Consider the following 5,989-nt stretch of genomic DNA (forward strand, 5'->3'; position numbering starts at 1 on the left):
ACGCATCGTTGCCTTGGTGAGCCGTTACCTCACCAACTAGCTAATGCGACGCGGGTCCATCCATAAGTGACAGCCGAAGCCGCCTTTCAATTTCGAACCATGCGGTTCAAAATATTATCCGGTATTAGCCCCGGTTTCCCGGAGTTATCCCAGTCTTATGGGCAGGTTACCCACGTGTTACTCACCCGTCCGCCGCTAACTTCATAAGAGCAAGCTCTTAATCCATTCGCTCGACTTGCATGTATTAGGCACGCCGCCAGCGTTCATCCTGAGCCAGGATCAAACTCTCCAATAAAGTTAGTTTGTCTAGCATCTAAAATAAAAATTGACGTTTCACGTTGTTTGTTTCGTTCAGTTTTCAAAGAACTACTTGGTCGCTCATTTGCGACTTCCTTATGTTAACACTTTCGTTAATTGATGTCAACTAAGTTTTTTATTTCGTTTGTCGCTTTCGACGTTAATGTCATCGGCGACTTGTTCTATATTACACCTCTAAAGTATAATCGTCAACACCTTTTTATAAAGAACTTCAATTTAATATTTTTATGCTCTTTTAACTAAATACGTCTCTATAGGATTTCATTATCGGAGCACACCTTCTGCTTCTCTTTAATTTGTTTTTCCAAATATATTCGAGTTAATTTGAACTCTAAACTTAACTTGTGTGGACGTTTTCCTCCAACAAAACTAGCAACCTTATTTTAACAAATACTAGTATATAATTAGAGAGTTGTTGTACTATCAATAAAACTCTATTAGAAGCAGGTGAAGATATGAAAGATATACGTATCCTTATAGCAGACGACGATAAAGAAATCCGAAATTTATTAAAAATATATTTAGAACGAGAATTATACATGGTAGACACTGCAATCAACGGCGAAGAAGCCTTACATTTATTTAATCAAAATAACTATAACCTCGTTATATTAGATCTTATGATGCCCAAAATAGATGGAATCGAGGTATGTAAAAAACTTAGAGATAAAACTAACATACCTATATTAATGCTCACCGCTAAAGATCACGAAGTTGATAAAATTTTAGGTTTAAGCATTGGTGCTGATGATTATATTACGAAACCTTTCAGCATTCACGAAGTAATTGCACGAGTAAAAGCTCTTATGCGGCGTTTTTTAGTTCTCGGAAGTAACAATACTGCTCAAGAAAAAACAACTTTATCTTTTAAAGGACTAACTATCAATTTAAATACATACACAGTTCATACAAACAAAGAAGAAATTAGCTTAACCGGAAAAGAACTGGAACTGTTAAAATTCTTTACTTCAAACCCAGGGCAAGTATTTACAAAAACACAGCTCTTCCGAAATGTGTGGGACGATAATTATATAGAAGATGATAATACCGTTATGGTACATATTCGAAAACTCAGAAAGAAAATAGAAATTGACCCTTCCAATCCAAAATTCATTCAGACTATATGGGGAATTGGTTATAAGTTTGTAGGTGAAAAGCTTGAAGACTGATAAAACCCTCTTCCTGATTTCATTACAACTTATCATTTGCGGGATTTTAAACATACAAATGGATCCAAGAATAAAAATGTCTTTATTTATTATCCTTATCTTAATTACAATTTATCTCTTCTTTTCAAGAATACAATTCATTCAATATCGCAAAGCAATGGATACTAAATTAAGTCGTGTACTAAAAGGAAACTTACAAACGAGATTATTCACAAGCAATGACCACTCATTACATAATATCGTTTTTTCAATAAACGAGCTAATAGGTAAATTAGAGCAGGTTCAAATTGAAGCCAAAAGATCCGAGGAATCCAGAAAACAACTTTTGTCTAGTATCTCCCACGATATACGAACACCACTCACCTCCATTATCGGATATATAGATGCTTTGAAAGACGGAGTTGCTGCTTCTGAAATAGAAAAACAAGAATATCTTAAAATACTCTATATGAAATCAAATAACTTAAAGCACCTAGTTGATGAAATATTCAATATGGCGAAGCTAGACGCTAATGAATTTCCACTAAAAGAAGAAGAACTCGACTTTTCTGAAGTTACTAGAGAAGTTTTGATTGAATTTTTACCTGAGCTCTCAAAACATAACATCGAACTGCAAATTCTCATACCAGAATCTACTTGTCCTATCATCGCAGATCATCTAAGCATTATGCGGATTATCGGTAATTTAATGAAAAATGCAATTTATTACGGAAAGGATGGGAAAACAATAGGAGTCGAATTGCTAGAAGCTGATGCAGAATACGAACTTCATATTTGGGATCAAGGCCCTGGTATTCCAAAACATGATTTACAAAACGTATTTGAGCGAATGTACCGAAGCGAACAATCAAGAAACTCTTCATTTGGTGGTAGCGGTCTCGGGCTTTCTATTTCCAAAGCGCTTGTTGAGAAAAACGGTGGACATATATGGGTTGAAAGTACTCCATGGAAACGAACTACTTTTGGCTTTTCTATTCCAAAGCACAATACTTTTAAGAAATAGTTAAGAAATGATTAATATGCAGTTAAGCCTTCCTTTTTATGATGTAAGTAAGAACTTATAGAAAGCAGGTGTCTCCTATAAATACAATTATAAAAACGACTAACCTTACTAAAGTATATGGCAATCAAAAATCAGTAGATAATTTAAATATTAATGTTCAACAAGGGGAGATTTATGGCTTCATAGGCCGCAACGGTGCTGGTAAAACAACAACCATTCGTATGCTACTTAGTCTTATAAAGCCTACAAGTGGAACGATTGAAATATTCGGAGCGAACTTATTCCAAAATCAAAAAGATATTTTAAGCAGAATTGGTTCTATAGTTGAAGTTCCAGGATTTTATGAAAACTTAACTGCAAAAGAAAACCTATTAATTAATGCAAAGATAATTGGGGTTCACAAAAAGAATGCTATCGAAGAAGCATTAGAAATAGTAGGCTTGCAGCATGAGACAAAAAAGTTAGTAGGAAAGTATTCTTTAGGAATGAAGCAACGCTTAGGAATTGCACGTGCTCTTCTCCATTATCCTGAGCTACTCATATTAGATGAACCAACTAACGGACTAGACCCTATTGGTATTAAAGAAATGCGAAAACTTATTCATTCTTTAGCTCAAGAAAGAAATATAACAATACTCATTTCTAGTCACATATTAACCGAGGTAGAACAGTTAGTCGATCGTATCGGAATTATTCATGAAGGAAAGTTACTAGAAGAAGTTTCTCTTGATACGCTGCGCAAGGCAAACCGTAAGTACATAGAGTTTCAAGTGAATAATGACGATAAAGCTGTGATGTTATTAGAAAATCATCTTCAAATTTTTGATTATGAAGTACATGATGAAGGAAATATTCGTATTTACTCTCATTTTGGACAACAAGGATACATAAACAGAACGTTTGTTCTTAATGATATTGAAGTATTAAAAATGATGATAAGCGAAGATAGACTAGAAGATTATTTCACCAAACTAGTTGGAGGTGGAACAATTGGTTAATCTACTCTATACAGAACTCTTAAAGCTAAAACGCTCTAATATGTTTTTAATTAGCATTATTGGTGCTGGTGTCGCACCTTTCTTAGTTGTAGTAGCCTCTTATATACATATAAAAACAAAACAGCCAACTCCAACTATTTGGTTCCATCAATTATTCACTGACGTTAACTTATATACTACTTTAGTTATAGGATTCCCCTTATATGGAGTAGTGGTTGCTTATTTGCTTACCCGCGAATATACAGAAGATACACTGAAAAATTTACTAACTATCCCCGTGTCGCGCATTAGCTTTATTATAAGTAAATTCATCATTCTCTTTCTTTGGATTATGATGCTAACTTTAGTCGCTTGGGCACTTACTTTAATATTAGGGCTATTGGGGAACTTCCCTGGTTTTAACATTTCTTTACTTTTAGGTTCTTTCCTAGAATTTTTAATATGTGGTGGACTTCTCTTTCTATTGTCTTCACCTATTGTGCTACTAACTCTTGTAATGAAGAGCTATGTACCACCCATTATATTAACAGTCATTATTACAATGACTAATCTTATGCTCGTAAACTCCAAGCATAAAGATTTATTTCCGTGGACCGCTACTCTAGATATCGCAAATAACGAATTACAACCGACATATCCACCAGAGTATTCTTATATCATCATTGCAGTAACGACAATTTCCGGATTTATTGCAACACTATTCTATTTTAAAAAAGTAGACATTCATTAATGTATAGGAGTGAAACTATGAGCGATATCATTATTGCCTTCATACTCGGTATTGTAGAAGGATTAGCTGAATTTTTACCTATATCTTCTACTGGCCACCTTATATTAGTCGGGCATTTATTAGGCTTTGAGGGAGAAAGAGCAAAAACGTTTGAAATTGTTATTCAGCTAGGCGCAATTTTAGCTATTGCAATTTTATATCATAAACGTCTCGTTTCTTTATGTAATATTAAACCTCTTATACAGAAAGAAAAAAAATTCAACGCGTTCCATGTATTTCTTGGCGTATTTCCGGCAGTCGTTGCTGGTTTGCTACTACATGATATTATTAAAACATACTTATTCCAGCCATACACTGTTGTGATTGGACTTGTAGCAGGGGCAATTCTTATGATCTTTGCAGAAGTAAAAAAGAAAGAGGCAGCAGCCTATTCACTGGACGATTTAACATACCGCCAAGCTTTAACAATCGGATTATTTCAGTGCTTAGCGGTATACCCTGGCTTCTCTAGAGCTGGCTCTACTATCTCTGGAGGTCTATTAGCAAAAGTAAATTATAAGACTGCATCTGAATTCTCTTTTCTAATAGCTCTTCCTGTAATGATTGGGGCGACAGGCTTAGACTTACTAAAAAGTTGGAAGTATTTAAGTGTCGATGACATCCCTATGTTTGCGGTAGGATTCATTACCTCTTTTATAGTAGCGATGCTAGCGGTAGTAACTTTTCTAAAACTTTTAGAGAAGATAGGTTTAAAACCTTTTGCATACTATCGTATTTTGTTGGCTATCTTATTTACGCTTTTCGTATTGCTATAGATTCATATAAGTCACATATTATTAAACTGATATTCAATTTAGAATATCGGTTTTTTTATCTATTTCAACTCTAGTATTACTCACTTCAATATGGCATAGTGATAATAAACTATCATTCATAATCTGAACGTTCTTTAAGTAACTATGTCCTTTATCATAAAATGCAATTGGAAAATTAAAGATCCCATATATGTACAGAACATATTTACAAACTATATTCACTCCACATAGTATCTTTTTAATTTGCAACACACTGATACAAATTAAAAATAAGTACAAAGGCATAACAAATAAATAAATTTCCTAGGAATTATAAAGAGATTAAATATTAATTAGAGTGAGGTGACGATAAAAATGAATCAATTAGCACAGACATATTGGGATACTTATTGGGGAAACAACAAAAAACCAGAATCTGTTACAGCTTGGCAATTTGGGGATGCCCCTAATTATCTTGCACAACTAGTAATTGACGGTATTAAAACAGCTACATGCTCCGGTCACATTTTTTATGAATTAGAACATGAATCGCTACCGACTACTAATGATTATAGTATTATACTCAATAGTAATGATGAACCTGTAGCTATTATTAAGACAATAGAAGTAACTGTAACACCAATGAATGAAGTAAGCGAAGAATTCGCTATCGCTGAAGGCGAAGGAGATCGTACTTATAATTACTGGAGAGACACCCATGTTCGTTTTTTTACAAAGGAACTAAATGAGCTTGGTCTTAATTTCTCTGAAGATATGTTACTCGTCTGTGAGCGTTTTGAACTTGTTGATGTGAACAATAAAGTGAAATTTTAATAAACTGAGATTTACCAGCCATTCTTATTTTTATAAAACACAAAAAAGACGAGTCATTCTGACTCGTCTTAAAGTTGCTTGGCGACGTCCTACTCTCACAGGGACAAGGTCCCAACTACCATCGGCGCTAGAGAGCTTAACTT

Annotated in this window: 6 protein-coding genes and 1 rRNA gene; 6 read left to right on the top strand and 1 reads right to left on the bottom strand. The window is 34.2% G+C overall.

Annotated features, from left to right (window positions below):
* Positions 1 to 295 (bottom strand): 16S ribosomal RNA (locus HMAS_RS27440); the annotation flags it as partial.
* Between the two features lie 478 nt (positions 296 to 773).
* On the opposite strand from HMAS_RS27440, the gene HMAS_RS27445 reads away from it, so the two are divergent.
* The 6 genes from HMAS_RS27445 to HMAS_RS27475 all read left to right on the top strand — a co-directional run bounded on the left by HMAS_RS27445 (position 774) and on the right by HMAS_RS27475 (position 5,846).
* Positions 774 to 1,487 (top strand): response regulator transcription factor, encoded by a 714-nt coding sequence (locus HMAS_RS27445; protein ID WP_000651995.1) that lies wholly within the window; start codon positions 774 to 776, stop codon positions 1,485 to 1,487.
* Complete coding sequence (locus HMAS_RS27450; RefSeq protein WP_025710449.1) at positions 1,477 to 2,490, top strand: sensor histidine kinase; 1,014 nt, start codon at positions 1,477 to 1,479, stop codon at positions 2,488 to 2,490. Before HMAS_RS27445 ends, HMAS_RS27450 begins: the two co-directional genes overlap by 11 nt.
* Positions 2,491 to 2,558: 68 nt before the next feature.
* Positions 2,559 to 3,488, top strand: coding sequence for an ABC transporter ATP-binding protein (locus HMAS_RS27455; RefSeq protein WP_116345155.1), 930 nt, complete (start codon positions 2,559 to 2,561; stop codon positions 3,486 to 3,488).
* A complete protein-coding gene (locus tag HMAS_RS27460) occupies positions 3,481 to 4,218 on the top strand; it encodes an ABC transporter permease (RefSeq protein WP_000247719.1) in 738 nt (245 codons plus the stop codon). The genes HMAS_RS27455 and HMAS_RS27460 overlap by 8 nt, the downstream gene beginning before the upstream one ends.
* 17 nt (positions 4,219 to 4,235) lie before the next feature.
* Positions 4,236 to 5,033, top strand: a complete 798-nt coding sequence (gene uppP / locus HMAS_RS27465) for an undecaprenyl-diphosphate phosphatase UppP (RefSeq protein WP_001279957.1) — start codon at positions 4,236 to 4,238, stop codon at positions 5,031 to 5,033.
* 354 nt (positions 5,034 to 5,387) lie between these two features.
* Entirely contained in the window at positions 5,388 to 5,846 is a 459-nt protein-coding gene (locus tag HMAS_RS27475) for an ASCH domain-containing protein (protein ID WP_001072419.1), read from the top strand.
* The last annotated feature ends 143 nt before the right edge of the window (positions 5,847 to 5,989 follow it).

The organism is Bacillus sp. HMA207, from assembly GCF_003402455.1.
GTDB lineage: Bacteria > Bacillota > Bacilli > Bacillales > Bacillaceae_G > Bacillus_A > Bacillus_A cereus.

Excerpts from the sequence above, each read along its gene's own strand:
- HMAS_RS27475 (WP_001072419.1), top strand. The coding sequence starts at position 5,388 with ATGAATCAATTAGCACAGACATATTGGGATACTTATTGGGGAAACAAC.
- uppP (WP_001279957.1), top strand. The coding sequence starts at position 4,236 with ATGAGCGATATCATTATTGCCTTCATACTCGGTATTGTAGAAGGATTA.
- HMAS_RS27445 (WP_000651995.1), top strand. The coding sequence starts at position 774 with ATGAAAGATATACGTATCCTTATAGCAGACGACGATAAAGAAATCCGA.